Here is a 15,383-nt window from a genome sequence, read left to right on the forward strand (position 1 = left end):
GGCTGATCACCGCTATCGGGGGGCACGGGCCTGCTGATCAATCAGCTCAGGCGTTGGCAGACGATTTGGCGCATTCGCAACCCGTCGCCGCCGCGCAAGGTTCACCGTGCGCATGATGCTCGGCGCAGCCCTGGCAGCAATAGCCCTTACCGTCCTTCATTACCGCGTCGACGCCCAGTACGCATTTGCAGTGTGGGCAGGCACAGGTTTGATCCGGCATGGTCAGACTCCTTCTTCATGGTCGTCACGGCGCGGCGAATGCCACACCTTAAACAGTGACTCCAGGTGCGGCGCCAAGGTTCAGCGCCGTCAGTCAGCCTGGCGTGTATTGCTGCGATACATGAACACCAGGGCCAGGGCCAGGCACAGCATCGCCACGATCCGGCTGCCGGACAATTCGATCGCAGGGTTGCCCAGCCAGCCGAAATTGTCGATCAGCATGCCCATGCCCAATTGCCCCACGATCACCGCCACCGTGGCAACCGCCGTACCGACCACAGGCACCGCGCCGACCATCACCATCATGTACACCACGCCAAACAGGGCGCCGGTCAACTGCCACTTCGGCACCTCCAGCAGGCTGACCGCCTGGGCGGGCTCGAAGAAAAAAATCAGCAGCGCAGTGGTGAGCGCACCAACCGCAAAGGTCAGCAGGCTGCTGCGCAACACCCCGACGGTCTGGCCAAGACGGCCGTTGATGGCAGCCTGCACGCTCAATACCGCACCCGCGGCGACCACCACGACCAACAACAGAATCAGATTCATCGCCTTACCCTCGTGCAATCAGAACAAGTGCCGCCACAATCAACGCCAAGGCTATCCAGCGCTCCACATTGACTCGCTTGCGCGCCGTGCCGAACCAGCCGAAATGGTCGATCAGCACGCTCTTGCCTACCTGTCCGGACAGGATCGCAATCATCGTCATGGCCACGCCGATATGAGGCGTGGCCAGGGTCAGCACCACCACGTACATCGGCCCCAGGAAACCGCCGATCAACTGCCAGCGCGGCAGTTGCGTGAACCCCGGGCCCTTTTGCGGGCCGCTGAACAGCAACAGCAGAAACAGGATCGCCGAACCGACGCCAAAGATGCTCAACGTGGCCCACAAATGCCCGACCTGCACCCCCAACGGCCCGAGCAAACCGGCCTCCACCGACAGGCCCATGCCTGCCAGGATGACCAACGGCAGCAATAGCAGCCGAAGAATGTTGCGCTTCGGCCTGGACTGTGCCGTATCTGCGATGGAACTTGCCTGCATACATCACCCGCGCTTGAAGAAGAAAACAGGGGCGCATTATCCGGTGGTCGAGCTGTGCGATAAATGGCAGCATGCAGACAACACCTTTGCGAATAACGCACAGCATGGAGCCACGATGCAGGGTTTGAACGAGTTGAGTTTCAAGGCGCTGCGCCTGTTCGTCGCGGTATTGGACCATGGCAGCTTTTCTGAGGTGGCCCGCCGCGAAGGCCTCGCGCCCTCGTCCATCTCCCGGCAGATCCAGCTCATGGAGCATGCCCTCGGCCAGCAGTTGCTGTACCGCCACACCCGCGCCGTCAGCCCCACCGAAGCCGGACGCCTGCTCGGGCGCCACGCCAGGCTGGTGCTCGAACAACTGGAGACGGCGAGCCAGGCCCTGCAGGAGCAGGACAGCGAGCCCAGCGGACTGGTGCGCATCAATGCGCCCATGGTGTTCGGCCAGCGTCACCTTTCGCCGTGGCTGGGAGAACTGTGCCGGCGCTATCCGAAGCTGCAACTGGACATCCAGCAAACCGACACCTTCGTCGACCCGCTGCAGGACGGCACCGACCTGCTGTTTCGCATCGGCGTACTCAACGATTCCAGCATGCAGGCGCGGATCTTCGCACCGCAACGCTTTCGCCTCGCCGCCAGCCCCGCCTACCTGGCGCGGCACGGTACGCCGCGTCATCCCGACGAACTGGCCAATCACCAATGCCTGGCCTACAAGGGCATCAAAGGCCAGGAGCGCTGGTTCTTCCTTCGCGACCAGGGCGACTGGAACGCCTACAGCGTCAAAGGCCCGATCACCGGCAACCACGCCGACACCCTGACCCACGCCGCCGAACAGGGCCTGGGGCTGGTGGTGTTTCCGTCCTGGCTGATCGGCGAAGGCCTGCGCGCCGGCACCTTGCAGGCGGTGCTGACGGAATACGAGGTGGCAACCACCCTGGAGCCCCAGCAAATCGCAGCGTTATGGCCGGGCAGCCGCAGGCTGTCGCTCAAGGTGCGGACGGTGATCGATTATTTTGTGGAGTGTTTCGGGACGGTGCCGTATTGGGATCGGTGAGTGAACGAGCGGCTTGAGCACGTGGTTCAGCCGTTTTTAATAGCTCACGTAGTTTTGGCTATATTTGGCCAAAGCACGGGCGCGCAATGGCGTAGCTTGTTCCCATCGGTAAGTCCAAAGCGCGGCGAATCGGCGCGATGAAATGCCGCCGATGTTTATGTGAGCGCGGCGACATTCTGGTCTAGGTCATGGCCCAGCAGCACACAGGTCACTCAGAACACCCACTGCCCAATCAACCACGCATTCGCCCCGCTGATTACCGCAAATAAAAACCACGCCAGCATCCGTGTGGGCAGGCGGTTTACGAACGGCCCCATCAGTTGCTTGTCGCCGGTCATGCGGATCAGCGGGTATAGCGCGAAGGGCAACTGCAGGCTGAGGACCACCTGGCTCAGAATCAGCAGCTTGCCGATGGCGTCGTCGCCCATCAGCCACACCCCGAGAAATGCCGGGATCAGCGCCAGCCCACGGGTGATCAGGCGACGTTGCCAGCACGGGATGCGCAGGTTCAGGTAACCCTCCATGATCACCTGCCCGGCGATCGTGCCGGTAAAGGTCGAGCTTTGGCCCGAGGCCAGCAAGGCGATGCCGAACAGGATGCTGGCAAACGCGCCGCCCACCAGCGGGTCGAGCAGATGATAGGCGTCCTGGATCTCCACCACGTCGGTATGGCCGGTCTTGTAGAACGCTGCAGCCGCCAGCACCAGGATGGCCGCGTTGACCAGCAGGGCCAGGGCCAGCGAGCCAATGGTGTCGATGCGGGCCAGCTTGACCGCATCCTGTTTGCTGGCCAGGTCCTTGCCGATCAGGCGGGTCTGCACAATGGAAGTGTGCAGGTAGAGGTTGTGCGGCATCACGGTCGCACCGAGGATGCCGATGGCCAGGTACAGCGGCGCGGCATCGCTGATGGCGGACAGGGATGGGGTGAATCCACTGAACACGTCCGGCCAGTAGGGTTTGATCAACACCAGTTCGATGAAAAAACACACGCCGATGGTTGCAACCAGCGCCAGCATGATTGCTTCCAGGCGGCGGAAACCACGGTTCTGCAGGGCCAGGATCAACAGCGTATCAAAGGCGGTGATGACGATACCGGTGGTCAGCGACACACCGAGCAGCAGGTGAAACGCCAGGGCGCAGCCGAGCACTTCGGCGAGGTCGGTGGCGATGATGGAGATTTCCGCCAACGCCCACTGGGTGCGCGCCGAGCGCTTGCTGTAGCGCTCGCGGCACAGTTGCGCCAGGTCCTTGCCGGTCGCGATACCCAGCCGCGAGCACAGGCACTGCACCGCCATCCCCGCCAGGCTCGCCAGCAACACTACAAATAACAGGCTGTAGCCATAGCGCGACCCGGCTTCGATGGCGGTGGCCCAGTTGCCGGGGTCCATGTAGCCGATGGAGATCAACAGGCCGGGGCCGGCGAACATCAGCACGCGCTTGAAAAACGACGCCTTGGGGTCGACGGCAACGGAGCCGGCCACTTCCGGCGGGCAGAAGGGGGCGGTAGCAATTTTCGGCAGGCTGAATTTCACGCGGTATCCCAGGCAAACACACAAGTCAGGACGCCAGCTTAGCAGTCCGATGCGACCGTGCGCATCACCGTCTCCCGGGGCAAGTCAAACGTTTCAACCACTTGCACCACCAGGTCCAGCTCCTGATTCAACGCCTCACGTTCCAGACGCTGGCGAATTACGCCGACCACCAGCACCGCCAGGGTTGTGATCGAATAAGCCGGCCCGGAGAATGCCCGTACGCCGCTGACCAGCAACATCGCGGCCGCCACCGCCTGGCCCACCACCGGAATTGCCGAGGCGGCACCGCGTCGCACAATAAACCCGGTAAGCCCGGCCAATGCCGTGCCGCTCAAGGCGGCGGTGGCCGAACCGCCAACGTTGAACCGCGTGAACAGGCCTTTCTCTTTCTGCATCGCGGCCTGGAGTTCGGCGTCGAACGCCTGGCGGTCGGCGGCGTTGAGTTTGCCCTGGTACTGCTCGATCAGTGTTTGCGCAACCTGCGCTTCGATATCCGCAAGGGCAACGCTGGCAAGGGCATCGTCGAACTTGATGCCCAAGCGTTGCGCCACCGCTTCGGCGATCTGGCGATAGGCCACGCCGTGACCACGGCCCAGGTTCATAAAACTGTCGCCGCCCATGCGCTGCAACTCGATGGCGAGCTTGCGCGGTTCGCGCACACTGGCATCAATCGAGGCGCTGTGCTTTTGTGCCATCAACTGCGCGAGAAACTTCAACTCATCCGGCCGCGCCTGCGCCAGGATCGGAAACAAGTCCGCGTCGTCTTCGGCAAAGCGCACTTCACGGCTGCGCAGGTCGGCGCGGATCAGGCCCCGGCGCTCCTGCAACAGGTCGGTGTACTGCACCACTGTTTTCAATTGCGGCCAGTAGGCGGCATGGTCGAAGCTGGCCAAGTGAACATTGGTGACCTTGGCTTTCAGGGCCGGCGTCACTGCAATGGCATAGCGGCCGATGCAACGCTCGGTGTCCGGCTTCATTGCCAGTGCCCAGTCCTTACTGGAATGGCAATTGATCACCCGCCCCTTGAGCGATGCCGTCACCGCCTCCCAAGGGCTCGACGTACAGATCGCCCCGCCCATCAGCAACAGATTGTTCAACGGCAGTTCATGCGCGACTTCAGGGCTGGCCAGCATGCTCTTGACCACGATCCGCGCACCCAGGGAGTGACCGATAAGATTGATTTGCCGCACCTGCAGCGATTCGGCATGCAGGTACCTCGCCAGCTCGGGCAACAAGGTCCTGGCCACTTCATCGACACGCGCCTCGACACTTTTGTAATGGTCGAGAAAGTAAGCAATCGCCTTGCCCACCCCCACCGTCGCCGCGCCCAGGCCACCCCCGCCAAGCATCGAGGCGATCACCTCCCTGAAGGGTGCAAACAGGTTTTCCAGAAAGTGCCCGGCCGGCCAGAACAACATCAGGTTGGTCGAGCCTTCAATGCCCGCCAGTTGCGCCTTGAAGCCAGCCAACTGTTGCTGGCTGAAAAATGCCGAATAACCGTGAACATAGAGATTGAGCACATCCCCCTGAGGCTCGCCGCAGAGGACGAACGTAGGCTTGCGGGTGCGGTGCATTTCATCCCACTGGTGCTGCATGGGCCGGTGACTCCTGGTGGCAAGGGGCGGCCATGGTAACAAAGCGCACATCAAGCCGAGATGAAAACACCGTGCATCGCCATGCAGATTTTGTTCAGCACGCGAAGTTATCAGCGCCCTGTTAAACCGGGTAGCCCAGGCATACGTTGACCTTCGCATCAAAAATACAAGTTTCAAAATGTAAAAACGCGTTCTAATAGCGCCCTCGCCTATCAAGGCGTCAGCAGTTGATTCAAGTAGACAATGGAGTTCGCAATGCCCCATGAAGGCAACCTGTTACAAGCAGCCGTGGTGTTCCTGTTCGCCGCCGTGCTGGCCGTGCCATTGGCCAAGCGCCTGCAACTGGGCGCGGTGCTGGGCTACCTATTCGCCGGCGTGATCATCGGCCCCTCGGTATTGGGCCTGATCGGCAACCCGCAAAGCGTGGCGCAGTTCTCCGAATTGGGCGTGGTGCTGCTGCTGTTCATCATCGGCCTGGAGCTTTCGCCCAAACGCTTATGGGTGATGCGCAAGGCGGTATTCGGTGTCGGCCTGGCCCAGGTGCTGCTCACCGGGCTGGTCATGGGCGTAGTGGCGCTGTGGCTGTTTGGCCAGTCATGGAATAGCGCGATTGTGCTGGGTCTGGGCCTGGCACTGTCCTCCACCGCGTTCGGCCTGCAAAGCCTGGCCGAGCGCAAGGAACTCAACCAACCCCATGGGCGCCTGGCCTTTGCGATCCTGTTGTTCCAGGACATCGCGGCAATCCCCTTGATCGCCATGGTGCCGCTGCTGGCCGGCAGCGATCATCCGGCCAGCGAAGCCCAAGGCGTGCAGCACGTCTTGCAGATTCTGGGCAGCATTGCCGTGGTGATCATCGGCGGGCGCTACCTGTTGCGCCCGGTGTTTCGCATTGTTGCCAAGACCGGCCTGCGCGAAGTGTCCACCGCCACCGCGCTGCTGGTGGTGATCGGCACCGCCTGGTTGATGGAGCTGGTGGGGGTGTCGATGGCCCTCGGCGCTTTTCTCGCCGGGCTGCTGCTGGCGGACTCCGAATACCGTCACGAACTGGAATCCCAGATCGAACCCTTCAAGGGCCTGCTGCTGGGTCTGTTTTTTATCAGCGTGGGCATGGGCGCCAACCTCAGCCTGCTGCTCAGCACACCGCTGGTGGTGATCGGGCTGACCTTGCTGTTGATCGGGCTGAAACTGCCGCTGCTGTACGCCGTAGGGCGCATGGCGGGTGAGCTCAATCGTGAAAGCGCCCTGCGCCTGGGTGTGGTGCTGGCGGCCGGTGGTGAGTTTGCCTTCGTGGTGTTCAAGATTGGTCGCGACCAAGGCCTGTTCGAGCCGCACCTGTATGACGTGCTGGTGCTCACCATCACCCTGTCCATGGCCGTGACACCGCTGCTGCTGTTGGTGTGCCCAAAGCTGTTCAGGCCCAAGGTCAAGCCGGTGGACGTACCCGAGGAATACCGCGCCATCGAAGGCGATGCACCGCGCGTCGTGATTGCCGGCATGGGCCGGATGGGCCAGATCGTCGCGCGCATCCTGCGTGCGCAGAACGTCTCGTTCATCGCCCTGGACACCTCGGTGGAAACCATCGAACTGACCCGCAGCTTCGGCGGCATGCCGGTGTTCTACGGCGACCCGCAGCGCCCGGAAATCCTGCATGCGGCCAAGGTCGACCAGGCGGAGTTCTTCGTGATCGCCATGGATGACCCGGAGATCAACATCAAGACCGCCGAACTGGTGCGCAACCTCTACCCGCACATGAAGATCATCGCCCGCGCGCGTAACCGCCAGCACGTACACCGCCTGGTGGATCTGGACGCCTCACCGGTGCGTGAAACCTTTTACTCCAGCCTGGAGATGAGCCGCCGCACCCTGGTGGGCCTCGGTTTGAGCCAGGCCCAGGCCGATGCACGCATCGACCGTTTCAGGGCCCATGACCAGCAGGTCCTCGCCGCACAGCATGCGGTGTACGACGATGCGGCCAAAGTCATGCAGACCGCCCAGGAAGCCCGTACCGAACTGGCGCGCCTGTTTGAGATGGACAGGCTTCAAGAAGAGTCCGACAAGGTGTGAGGCTGCAGGTGAACGATCTTGCGATTTTTCTGACAGAATACGCCGCAATTTCGTTCATCTCTGGAGCGCTTCATGGCCACGTTCACCAAGACCGCACTGCTGCTGGCCCTCGCGCTTACCGCCGGCAGCGTATGGGCAGCCTCCAAGGCGACCACGCAAACCATCTCCACCCTGGGCGGCAAGTTCACCTTCAACCTGCCCAAGGCCTACACCGCCGACGCCCTGCCCGCTGGTAAAGCCGATGATGGCACCGCCGATACCCAGGGCACCCTGTATGCCAACGCCACCACGAAAAGTGTGGTGATCGTCGCCGAAACCGTGCGTAACGATGGGGTAGCCATCAAGGATAACGACCCGCAGTTCCTCGATGGCGCCGTTGCCGACTTCGTCAAGAACCAGAGCGCCGCCCTGCCCGACTTCAAGAAGCAAAACGAGAAAAAACTCACCTACAAGGGCCTCGGCCTGCGGCAGGTCGACAGCACCGCCACCCAGGGCGGCGGCAAGACGTTGAGCTCCACCTTTCTCGGCGGTTCGGGCAATCAGTTGCTGGTGATCCAGGCGATTTCGCGGGCGGATGATGTGAAGGGGCATGCCGCGCTGGTGAAGCAGATTACCGGCGGCAAGTAAGCCAATTTCCCAAGCAACACAACACCAATGTGGGAGGGGGCTTGCCCCCGATAGCGGTGAATCAGTCGATACATCCGTGACTGAAATACCGCCATCGGGGGCAAGCCCCCTCCCACATTTTCAACTGCGTTTCACTGCATACTTTTCTCTAGCCAGGCTTTCAGGTCCTGGACTTCGGCCTCGCTGATCGTATGGTTCATCCCCGGATACCCATGAAATTCCGGCTTCAATCCCAACCCCTCGAGCACCTCATTCGCCCGCGTTCCCGAGGCATAAGGCAGTGCCTGGTCCAATGTGCCATGGCCGATAAAGATGGCCAGCTTGCCCAACGCCGCATCCGGCTTTAGCTGGGCCTTGAGTACCGGCAACACACTGCCGCTCAGGGCCGCGATGCCACGCATCAACTCGGGCCTGCGCAAACCCACCTCATAGGACATGATCGCCCCCTGGCTGAACCCGACCAGGAACACACGATCACTCATGGTGTGGTACTTGGCGGTGGCCTTGACCACAAAGTCTTCAATCAGCCTGGCGCTGCTGTGCAGATCGGCCGTCACTCCATCGTAATCCCCGTCACCGGGGGTCTTGGTGAACCAGCGATAGCCACGTGGCTCCACCGGCATCGGCGCACGCACCGACAGGTAGGTCCAGGTGGAAGGCAGCGCATCCTTGATGCCGAACAGGTCTTCCTCGTTGCTGCCAAAGCCATGCAGGAAAATCACCAGCGGTTGGTTGCGTGCATCGCCCTGGGTTTGCTCCAGGTACGACAGCGGCAAGTCGGTGTGCAGTACCGAATCCGCCTGGGCGACACCGGCCAGCAAGGTCAGGGTGAGAGCGAGCAATTTGAGCATAGGAACGGTCCCTCAGGGTTTGCGCAACAAATAGGTGTCCATGATCCAGCCATTGGCGAGCCGCGCAGCCTTGCGCACCCGTTGGATGTCTTGCGCCACGTCAGCCACTTTGCCGCTGATCAGGATTTCGTCCGGCGTGCCCAGGTAGGCGCCCCAGTAGATATCCAGGTCCTGATCCGCCACGCTGCGGTAGGAATCTTCGGCATCGAGCATCACCACCAGGGTGTCGGCATCACTCGCCTGCCCCGCCGCCAGGCGCCGCCCGGTGGTGATTTCGACGGACTTGCCGATCCGGTTCAACGGCACTTTATGCCGGGCCGCCAAGGCCTGCACGCTGGTAATGCCGGGGATCACCTCGAACTCGAACTCACAGCGGCCGTCGGCCAGGATCGCCTGCAGGATGCGAATGGTGCTGTCGTACAACGCCGGGTCACCCCAGGCCAGAAACGCGCCCACTTCGCCGTCGGCCATTTCCTCGTTGATCATACGCTCGAAGGTGTGCTGCTTGTCGCGGTTGAGGTCCCGCACGGCGGTGGTGTAGTCAATATCACCGCGCGTGCGCTCAGGGCATTGAGCCTCGACGAAGCGATAGCCGGGCTCGGTGATGTAGGTCTCGCAGATTTCACGCCGCAGGTCGATCAGCTTGTCCTTGCTCTGGCCCTTGTCCATCAGGAAAAACACGTCGGTGCGGTTCAGCGCCTTTACGGCCTGCATCGTGATGTAGTCGGGGTTGCCGGCGCCGATGCCGATGATCAGGATGCGTTTCATGGGTTGCTCTCATTGCGGGGCGTGGATTTTGCCATGACCTGGGCCTCAGGCGTGAGTTTCCAGGCGCAGGCGCCAGCGCGCATTGAAGCGCAACTCGGTACAAGACAGCGGCTCAACGTCGATCAGATAGAACATCGAGAACGGACACCGCATGACGTACAGCAGCGCGGCGCGGATAACGAACGGATGGGTGATGGCCAGCACGTGACCGGGTTGGCTCTCGAGGGACTTGATCCATTGCCCGACCCGCGCGCACAGCTGATCCACCGACTCGCCGCCATGCGGTGCACGGGCGCCGTCGGTGAGCCAGGCGTTCAATTCATCGCTGTTCAGGTGGCGCACAGCCTGGCCTTTCCAGTGCCCAAGGTCCAGGTCGCGCAGGGCCTGTTCGATGTTCGGCTGCGCGCCGAACAACGCCGCCGTCTGCCGGGTACGCGCCTCCGGCCCGCACACCAGGCGCGCAGCCTTGGGGTAACGACCTGCCAGAGACCGTTCCGCGCCTTGCCAGTCCATGAGCAGCGACTCGTCATCGGCAAAGCATGCCTGTTTCTGCGCCGCCGTGGCCGCATGGCAGATCAGGGTCAAACGGGTAGCCTGCACGCAATACACTCCGCCGGGATGAGGCTGCCAAGCCTGGCGCAGTTAACGCGTCGATGCAACGCCCGACCACCGTACCAATCAGGCCAATGCCGCCCCGGCGGGCGCCGTCACCGGGCTGCCGCTGGCCACGAAGTCCTCTTTGCGCAGCAGCACCAGCGCAATCAACGACACCACCCCGGTCGCCACATAAAAGTACCAGGGCGAGGTAATGTCGCCGGTCACCTTGATCAGCCAGGTGGAAATCAACGGCGCGCTGCCGCCAAACACCGCAACCGGCACGTTGTACGCCACGGCGATCCCAGTGGAGCGGATGCGCGTGGGCAGCAGTTCGCTCATCAGCGCATAGGTGGACGAAGCATACAGGCCGAACAGAATCGCCACCGCCATCAACGGCGCGAAGAAGGTTGCCGGCGTGGCGGTCGGTGCCATCTTGAACAGCCAGAACATCGCCAGGGTCGCCAGCGTGCCGATCACCATCAGGAACGGCTTACGCCCATATTTATCGGTGAAGGCGCCGCCGAACGGCATGACGAACGCCGCAGAAAAACTGGCGACGAACACATAGAGCAACGTGGTGCCGCTGTCGAACTTGAGGATCTTGGCCATGTAAGTCGAGGCAAAGGTCAGCACCAGATAAAAGATCGAGCTGTGCAGGGTGATGATGAAGAACACCAGGGCAACCGCGCGTTTCCATTGCCAGACTTCGCGCAGGGGTGCGCGAGAAGTTTGCCCGGCGCGTTGCAGGGCAAGGAACTCGGGGCTGTCTTCGAGCTTGAGGCGGATGTACATGGAAATGAAGCCCAAGGGCGCGGCGATCAGGAACGGCACGCGCCAGGCCCATTCCTGCATCGTGTCGGCGCCCAGCACCCAGGTCATGCCGTTGGCCACGGCGCCGCCCAGCAACAGGCCAAGCACGGCGGTAACCATCAACCAGCAGGTGGCAAAGCCGCGTCGGCCGGGGCCGGCGTATTCGGAAATGAAACTGGTAACCGTGCCGATCTCACCGCCCGCGGAGAAGCCTTGCACGCAGCGCACCAGGATCAACAGGATCGGGGCGACGATGCCCAGGGTTGCGTAAGTGGGCAGCAAACCGAGCATCACCGTGGAGCCGGTCATCATCACCAGCGCCATGATCAGGGTTTTACGCCGGCCGATCTTGTCCGCCAGCGGGCCGAAGAACAGCCCGCCCAGGGGCCGGATGAAGAAGCTCAGGGCAAACGCGGCAAAGCTGGCCAGCAGGCTGGTGGTAGGGTCGTCGGAGACGAAGAACGCCTGGCCGATATAGACGGCAAGAAAGCCGTAGACGCCGTAGTCGTACCACTCGATCAAGTGGCCGGAGGTGGCACCGAGAAACGCACGGCGGCGTTTGCGGACAGTGTCTTGCGCGTGATTGCCCATCGAGGGGACTCCTTGTCTGTTTATCGATCCGTGCTAGAGCGCGGCGATACTCGCCGCTTTGAGCCATTGTCGCAAGTCGGTCTTGAGGATTTTGCCGTAGCTGTTTTTGGGCAATTCGCTGCGCCACACATATTTTTTTGGTTTCTTGAACGATGCCATGCGCGCCAGGAACCATGCCGTCAGCTCGGCTTCGTCGAGGGACTGGCCACTGCGCGTCACCACAAATGCCACCACCGACTCGCCCCATTGCGGGTCCGGCTCGCCCACCACGCACACTTCAAACACCTCGGGATGCTGGGCCAGCACTTCCTCGACTTCGCGCGGGTATACATTGCTGCCGCCGCTGATGATCACGTCCTTGGAGCGATCCGTGAGGGTCAGGTAGCCGGCGGGGTCGAGAAAACCGATATCTCCGGTCAGCAACCAGCCATCAACCAAGGCCTGGCGCGTGGCCTCGGGGTTACGCCAATAGCCCTGCATCACCGTGGCGCCACGTACGGCAATTTCGCCGCGCGTTCCCGTGGGCAGCGATTGGTGCTCGGTATCGAGAATGCGGATTTCCACGCAGGCTTGCGCATGGCCAACGGACGCGGCCAGGGTCGCCCAGTCGGGGCGCTGGCGGTCGGCAATCAGCCCACGGGGCAGCACGCTGATGGTCATCGGGCTCTCGCCCTGGCCGTAGATCTGCACCAGGCGGGCGCCGAAGGTGTCGACGGCGTCGCGCAAGTCGGCCAGGTACATCGGGCCACCGCCGTAGACCATGGTCTTGATGCCTTCGCCACTGTAACCCTGGCGTCGCGCCTGCTCGACCATGCGCTTGACCATGGTCGGCGCGGCAAACAGCGAAACACCGCCCAGCTCGGCCGCCAGGCCAAACAGCTCGGCGGCGTCAAACCCGTTGGACGCCGGCACCACATGCCGCGCGCCGCAGCGTACGTGAATAAAGTTATAGAGCCCGGCGCCATGAGACATCGGCGCGGCATACAGCGCCGCATCGTCGGCGCTCACCGGGTCGACATCGGTGGCGTAACACAACGACATGGCGATCAGGTTGCCATGGGACAGCATCACCCCCTTGGAACGCCCGGTGGTGCCTGAGGTGTAGAACAGCCAGGCGAGGTCGTCGGCCTGGCGCGGCACCGGTTGCTCCAGGGTTGGCCAGCCCCGGTCCGGCGCCAGCGCATGGCCATCGAGCTCTGCGCAGCACAGGGGCAGGTCATGCGACGAAAACACCCGGCCGCCATCGGTAAAGATCAAGCGGGCCTGGGCGTTATCGGCGATCCACGCCGCCTCGGTCGGGTGCAGCTTGGCATTGATCGGCACCGCCACCGCCCCCATCCACCAGATGGCATAGAGCAGCTCCAGGTAGTCGCAGCTGTTTTTCATCAGCACCGCCACCGCATCCCCTGGCTGCACGCCGTGCTGGTCTACCAGGTGCGCGGCGCGCTGGCGCACATGGGCGGCGAAGGTGGCGTAGTCGGCCACTTGCCGCGAGCCGTCGAACAACGCCGGACGTTGCGGGTTGCGACGCTGGGTGTCGTGCAACCAGTTGGCAATGTTCATGGCTCAATACCGGCGCGCGTGCAGGACCGAGGCGTAGTTGGCCACCGCCATTCCACCCATGTTGAACACCAGCCCGAACTCCGCGTTGGGCACCGCCAGGCCGATTGGCTCGCCGGTCAATTGCCGGAACGCCAGGGCATGCATCGAGACACCGGTCGCGCCGACGGGATGGCCCTTGGCCTTGAGCCCACCGGAAAGGTTCACCGGCAAGCGCCCGCCCGCACGCACCACACCGCTGTCAAGCACACGGTGCCCCTCGCCTTTGGGCGCCAGGCCCATGGCTTCGTAGATCAGCAGTTCGGCGATGGTGAAGCAATCATGCACCTCGGCGAAACTCAGATCGGCCAGGGTCACATTCGCCCCGCGCAGCGCCGCATGAATCGCCCGCTGCGGGCCTTCAAACGCAAGGATGTCGCGCTGGGCAATGGGCAAGGTGTCGTTGACCTGGGTCATCGCGCGAATCTGCACATCGCGGCGAAACGCCCGCGCCCGCTTGGGTGAAGCCAGGATGATCGCCGCAGCACCGTCGCTGATCAGCGAGCAATCGGTGAGGCGCAGCGACTCGGCCACGAACGGGTTGCTCTGGGACACGTTGTTGCAGTGCTCGAAATTCATCTCGCGGTGCATCTGCGCCAACGGGTTAGCCATGGCATTGGAGTGGTTCTTGGTGGCAATCGCCGCCATCGAGCCCAGCGGGCTGTGGTAGCGCTCGGCGTATTGGCGCGCGGCGCGGCCGAACAGCTGCGGGAAACTCAGGCCGGCTTCGGCGGCATCGTTCTGGTAACCGGCACCGGCCAGCGCCTGGGTGACGGCGGCCGTGGAGGTGTGGGTCATTTTTTCGGCACCCACCACCAGCACCAACTCCGCGCTGCCGGAAAGAATCGCATTGACCCCGGCCTGAATCGCCGCCGAACCGGAAGCACAAGCGTTTTCACAGCGCGTGGCCGGCTTGAAGCGCAGCCCGGGGTCGGCCTGCAGCAGCAATGACGCGGCAAAGCCGTCGGGCACCAGCCCGGCATTGAAGTGGCCGAGGAACAGCGCGTCGATTTGCGACGCCTCGAGGTCGGCGTCGCTGAGGGCCTCACGCGTGACCTGAACAATCAGATCCTCCAGCGTGGTGCCTTCCAGACGACCAAAACGCGAATGACCAGCGGCAACGATAGACACGCAATCAACAGGCATAATCAATTTCTTCTGTTCTTCAACCGGACTTTCCTTACAATGACCCAGCTCTGGCCGCACGCCAATTCGTGTAACTACTTACATGGATAAGTAGTTTTACATGGATAAGTATTCGCCAGTGAGTTGAACAACGAGGCAGGATGCCCATGACCGTGTTTACCCAGCCATTGCAAGACCTCGAACGCCTGGCGTTCAAACTGTCCCCCGCTCCGCAGTTGGTGACCAGCAACCGCGTAATACTCGACTGCAACGACGCCTTCCTGAAACTGTTCGGCTATGCCCGCGAGACGTTGGTCAATCAGTTGACCTTGCTGATCTACCCGTCCCAGGCCGACTACCACGCCATCGGCAAGCGCAGCCATGACTGGTTGCTCGACAGCGACAACGGTTTTTATTCCGACGAGCGCTTCATGCAGCATCGCAACGGCGAGGTGTTCTGGGCCAAATCCCATGGCTACACCCTCACGCCCAGGGACCCGTTCAAGCTGATGATCTGGCACTTCGAACGCCTGGACCGCTGTCACCAGGGCACCGGAGACCTGACGCCGCGGGAGCGGGAGATTGCCATGCACATCGTGAACGGGCTCAAATCCAAGGAAATCGCCCTGCGCCTGGGGATTTCCCACCGCACGGTGGAAGTGCATCGGGCGCGGTTGATGAGGAAGTTGCAGGCCAAGACAGTGGTGGAGTTGGTGTCGAAGATTATTATGGTGGCGTGAGGGGGGCTTGCCCTCGTGACGGCCGAACAGCCAACGCGTATCTACCTGACGCTCCGAGGTCCAAATGTGGGAGGGGGCTTGCCCCCGATGGCGGCCGAACAGCCAACGCGTATCTACCTGACACTCCGAGGTCCAAATGTGGGAGGGGGCTTGCCCCCGATGGCGGCCGAACAGCCAA

The 15,383-nt window shown here is 62.4% G+C and carries 15 protein-coding genes; 4 read left to right on the top strand and 11 right to left on the bottom strand.

Annotated features, from left to right (window positions below):
* Positions 1 to 46: 46 nt before the first annotated feature.
* From CIB54_RS25055 to CIB54_RS25065, 3 genes are all read right to left on the bottom strand, one after another.
* Complete coding sequence (locus CIB54_RS25055; protein WP_083217968.1) at positions 47 to 220, bottom strand: metallothionein; 174 nt, start codon at positions 218 to 220, stop codon at positions 47 to 49.
* Positions 221 to 309: 89 nt separating this feature from the next.
* A complete protein-coding gene (locus CIB54_RS25060; protein ID WP_065950964.1) occupies positions 310 to 765 on the bottom strand; it encodes a DMT family transporter in 456 nt (151 codons plus the stop codon).
* A 4-nt stretch (positions 766 to 769) separates the two neighbouring features.
* Positions 770 to 1,258, bottom strand: a complete 489-nt coding sequence (locus CIB54_RS25065; RefSeq protein ID WP_065950965.1) for a DMT family transporter — start codon at positions 1,256 to 1,258, stop codon at positions 770 to 772.
* Between the two features lie 115 nt (positions 1,259 to 1,373).
* On the opposite strand from CIB54_RS25065, the gene CIB54_RS25070 reads away from it, so the two are divergent.
* Positions 1,374 to 2,306: a LysR family transcriptional regulator gene (locus CIB54_RS25070; protein ID WP_101221267.1), complete on the top strand. Its 933-nt coding sequence runs from the start codon at positions 1,374 to 1,376 to the stop codon at positions 2,304 to 2,306.
* A gap of 212 nt (positions 2,307 to 2,518) precedes the next feature.
* On the opposite strand, the gene CIB54_RS25075 is transcribed toward CIB54_RS25070, so the two are convergent.
* Together CIB54_RS25075 and CIB54_RS25080 are read right to left on the bottom strand one after the other, a co-directional pair.
* The gene (locus CIB54_RS25075; protein WP_101221268.1) at positions 2,519 to 3,838 is read right to left on the bottom strand and encodes an Nramp family divalent metal transporter; all 1,320 of its coding nucleotides are present in this window, start codon (positions 3,836 to 3,838) and stop codon (positions 2,519 to 2,521) included.
* 38 nt (positions 3,839 to 3,876) lie between these two features.
* Positions 3,877 to 5,433, bottom strand: coding sequence for a DUF726 domain-containing protein (locus CIB54_RS25080; protein ID WP_101221269.1), 1,557 nt, complete (start codon positions 5,431 to 5,433; stop codon positions 3,877 to 3,879).
* A gap of 255 nt (positions 5,434 to 5,688) precedes the next feature.
* Here CIB54_RS25080 and CIB54_RS25085 point away from each other — a divergent pair, with 255 nt between their 5' ends.
* Positions 5,689 to 7,497, top strand: a complete 1,809-nt coding sequence (locus tag CIB54_RS25085; RefSeq protein WP_065950969.1) for a monovalent cation:proton antiporter-2 (CPA2) family protein — start codon at positions 5,689 to 5,691, stop codon at positions 7,495 to 7,497.
* A gap of 72 nt (positions 7,498 to 7,569) precedes the next feature.
* Positions 7,570 to 8,124 (top strand): DcrB/PsbP domain-containing protein, encoded by a 555-nt coding sequence (locus CIB54_RS25090; RefSeq protein WP_101221270.1) that lies wholly within the window; start codon positions 7,570 to 7,572, stop codon positions 8,122 to 8,124.
* A 131-nt stretch (positions 8,125 to 8,255) separates the two neighbouring features.
* On the opposite strand, the gene CIB54_RS25095 is transcribed toward CIB54_RS25090, so the two are convergent.
* The 6 genes from CIB54_RS25095 to CIB54_RS25120 form a co-directional block, all read right to left on the bottom strand.
* Positions 8,256 to 8,975, bottom strand: a complete 720-nt coding sequence (locus tag CIB54_RS25095) for an alpha/beta hydrolase (RefSeq protein ID WP_101221271.1) — start codon at positions 8,973 to 8,975, stop codon at positions 8,256 to 8,258.
* A gap of 12 nt (positions 8,976 to 8,987) precedes the next feature.
* Entirely contained in the window at positions 8,988 to 9,743 is a 756-nt protein-coding gene (gene cobF, locus CIB54_RS25100; RefSeq protein ID WP_101221272.1) for a precorrin-6A synthase (deacetylating), read from the bottom strand.
* Positions 9,744 to 9,788: 45 nt separating this feature from the next.
* A complete protein-coding gene (locus CIB54_RS25105; RefSeq protein WP_101221273.1) occupies positions 9,789 to 10,343 on the bottom strand; it encodes a histidine phosphatase family protein in 555 nt (184 codons plus the stop codon).
* A 78-nt stretch (positions 10,344 to 10,421) separates the two neighbouring features.
* Entirely contained in the window at positions 10,422 to 11,741 is a 1,320-nt protein-coding gene (locus CIB54_RS25110) for an MFS transporter (RefSeq protein WP_065950974.1), read from the bottom strand.
* Between the two features lie 33 nt (positions 11,742 to 11,774).
* The gene (locus CIB54_RS25115; RefSeq protein ID WP_101221274.1) at positions 11,775 to 13,304 is read right to left on the bottom strand and encodes a class I adenylate-forming enzyme family protein; all 1,530 of its coding nucleotides are present in this window, start codon (positions 13,302 to 13,304) and stop codon (positions 11,775 to 11,777) included.
* 3 nt (positions 13,305 to 13,307) lie between these two features.
* Positions 13,308 to 14,486, bottom strand: a complete 1,179-nt coding sequence (locus CIB54_RS25120; RefSeq protein WP_065950976.1) for an acetyl-CoA acetyltransferase — start codon at positions 14,484 to 14,486, stop codon at positions 13,308 to 13,310.
* Positions 14,487 to 14,632: 146 nt separating this feature from the next.
* Between CIB54_RS25120 and CIB54_RS25125 the strand changes: the two genes are divergently transcribed.
* Positions 14,633 to 15,205, top strand: coding sequence for a LuxR C-terminal-related transcriptional regulator (locus CIB54_RS25125; RefSeq protein ID WP_065950977.1), 573 nt, complete (start codon positions 14,633 to 14,635; stop codon positions 15,203 to 15,205).
* Positions 15,206 to 15,383: the final 178 nt, after the last annotated feature.

It is taken from the genome of Pseudomonas fluorescens, assembly GCF_002837185.1.
GTDB lineage: Bacteria > Pseudomonadota > Gammaproteobacteria > Pseudomonadales > Pseudomonadaceae > Aquipseudomonas > Aquipseudomonas fluorescens_AM.